The organism is uncultured Microbulbifer sp. (assembly GCF_913055755.1).
In the GTDB taxonomy this organism is placed as follows: Bacteria; Pseudomonadota; Gammaproteobacteria; order Pseudomonadales; family Cellvibrionaceae; genus Microbulbifer.
Map to the genome: position 1 here is coordinate 1 of NZ_CAJXKH010000166.1, position 2,752 is coordinate 2,752.

Sequence of the window (2,752 nt, forward strand, 5' to 3'; positions counted from 1 at the left end):
TTTATCTTTTGGCAAGGAGAAAAAAGATGTCAAAAGGGCACAGCTTACAAGACCCTTACCTCAATGTTCTGCGTAAAGAACGCATCCCGGTTTCTATCTACCTGGTCAACGGCATCAAGCTGCAGGGCCAGATTGAATCTTTTGACCAGTTCGTAGTGCTGTTGAAAAACACCGTAAGCCAGATGGTCTACAAACACGCAATTTCCACCGTTGTTCCGTCCCGTGCCGTGCGCGTTCCGCTGATGAATCCTGCGGGCCAGGGCGGTGCTGAAGGTGGTGCTCCCGAAGGCGGTGAGCGCGACACCTTTGGTTGATGACCTGTATGCAGGGCCGGCTGCTGACTCGCGGCCGGGCCTGTGTTCGGGTTTCCATATAGATGTAAACGTCGCCCCGGCCTGTCCGGGGCGTCTGTTGTTGGGCACCAGCGCACTGGTGCTATTTTGAGCTCAAGAGAATAATCCTTGTTTTTTGATCGTCCGGAATCCGGTGAGCTGGCAGTGCTGGTACACCTGGATCTCTCCGCCATCGACAGTCCCGACGACCCGCGGGAATTCGAAGAGCTGGCACTTTCCGCCGGCGCAGACCCGGTGGCATTCATCTTTGGCCAGCGCGCAACACCCGATCCCAAAACCTTTGTCGGTCGCGGCAAACTGGAAGAAATCCAGCAGACGGTAAAGAAGCACGGCGCGGAGCTGGTGATATTCGATCACACCCTGTCGCCAAGCCAGGAGCGCAATATCGAGCGCGAGCTGCAGTGCCGGGTGCTCGACCGCACCGGCCTGATTCTGGACATCTTTGCCCAGCGCGCACGCACCCACGAGGGCAAGCTGCAGGTGGAGCTGGCACAGTTGCGCCATATGGCAACGCGGCTGGTGCGCGGCTGGACCCACCTGGAGCGCCAGAAGGGGGGGATCGGCCTGCGCGGCCCCGGTGAAACCCAGCTGGAAACCGACCGTCGCCTGCTGCGCGCGCGTATCGACTCCATTGAAAAGCGCCTGGAGAAAGTGCGTCGCCAGCGGGAGCAGGGCCGCCGCGCCCGTTCCCGCGCGGAAGTGGCCACGGTTTCCCTGGTGGGTTACACCAACGCCGGCAAGTCGACCCTGTTCAACCGCGTGAGCAGCGCCGACGTATACGTGCAGGATCAGCTGTTCGCGACCCTCGACCCCACCATGCGCCGGGTGGAGCTGCCCAACGTGGGTGCCATGATTCTGGCGGACACCGTGGGTTTCGTATCCCACCTGCCGCACCGGCTGGTGGAGGCATTTCGCGCCACCCTGGAAGAGGCCGCCAATGCCACATTGCTGTTGCATGTGGTGGACGCCGCGGCGGAGAACCGCCTGCAGCTGATCGAGGAAGTGCAGCTGGTACTGGAAGAAATCGGCGCAGCGGAATTGCCGCAGCTGCTGGTATACAACAAACTGGATCTGCTGGCGGACATGGAGCCGCGCATCGATCGCGACGAAAACGGCGTGCCCAAGGCGGTGTGGCTGTCGGCGGCCACCGGCGCCGGCTGCGACCTGCTGGTAGAGGCGATTGCCGAGCGTCTCGGCGAGCAGATGGTCGCCGGGGTGCTGGTGATTCCACCGCAGCACGCGCGCCTGCGCGCTCAGCTGTTTGAAGGCAATGCGGTGCAAAGGGAAAACTATCGCGACAGCGGGGATATCGAGCTGCAGGTACTGTTGCCGCGCTCGGAGCTGCAGCGGCTGATGGCGCCATTCCGGGAGGTGAGCAACCCGCCGCAATGGCTGCCGGAGAAGCCGGAAGATGAGCCCAAGCCGGAAGATTGGGAGATGGATTGAGTCGCAACCGCGATGCCGGGAAACTGCGGCGGAATAGTTTCCACTGCCGGTTAAATGGCGGTAATCAATGCTAGAATTTCGCGTCAGAAACGATTGATAAATCTAAAGAGCTGGAGTTGATAAATGGCCTGGAACGAACCGGGTGGTAATAACAAGGACCCCTGGGGTGGCGGCAATCGCAACAATGATGGCCCGCCAGACCTCGACGAGTTGCTGCGCAAGATGCAGCAGAAACTGAACGGCCTGTTTGGTGGCAAGCCCTCCGACCCGGATGGCAATTCCCGCGGCGGCAGCTTCCCCTGGTCACTGGTGGTGATTGCCCTGGCGGTGGTTTACGGCCTGTGGGGCTTCTACCAGGTTGAGGCCAACGAATCCGCCGTGGTCCTGCGCCTCGGCAAGTACCACGACACCAAAACCTCCGGCCTGCACTGGAACCCGCCGCTGATCGACCATGTTACCGAGGTCAACATGACCGAGGTGCGTACCGAGCGCACCACCGGCCAGATGCTCACCGAAGATGCCAGCATCGTCGACGTGGTGCTGCAGGTGCAGTGGCATATCGATGATGCCGAGTCCTTTGTGCTGCGCGGCCGCGACCCGCTGAAGAGCCTGCAGGAAGCCACCGACAGCGCCCTGCGCCACATCGTGGGCTCGCAGACTCTGAACGGCGTCATTTCCCAGAATCGTACCCAGGTTTCCGCGGATACCGAGAAGCGCCTGCAGGAATATCTGGATCTGTACCAGACCGGCATTCGCATTGACGTGGTCAACCTTACCGACGCCAAGGCTCCCCGCGAAGTGCAGGACGCTTTCGACGACGTGGTGCGCGCCCGTGAGGACGAGGTGCGCCTGCAGAACGAAGCCCAGGCCTACGCCAACCAGGTAATCCCGGTGGCCCGCGGTCAGGCCCAGCGCATGATCGAGGAGGCGGAAGCCTACAAGTCCCGCGTGGT

General features: G+C 61.5%; 3 protein-coding genes. All 3 read left to right on the forward strand.

Features of this window, described 5'->3' with window-relative positions:
* Positions 1-26: 26 nt before the first annotated feature.
* Positions 27-314: an RNA chaperone Hfq gene (gene hfq / locus QZ511_RS16605; RefSeq protein ID WP_295804245.1), complete on the forward strand. Its 288-nt coding sequence runs from the start codon at positions 27-29 to the stop codon at positions 312-314.
* 147 nt (positions 315-461) lie between these two features.
* Positions 462-1,799, forward strand: a complete 1,338-nt coding sequence (gene hflX / locus QZ511_RS16610; protein WP_295804242.1) for a ribosome rescue GTPase HflX — start codon at positions 462-464, stop codon at positions 1,797-1,799.
* Between the two features lie 123 nt (positions 1,800-1,922).
* Positions 1,923-2,752: FtsH protease activity modulator HflK (gene hflK / locus QZ511_RS16615; protein ID WP_295804243.1), on the forward strand; the 830-nt coding region annotated here is incomplete at its 3' end.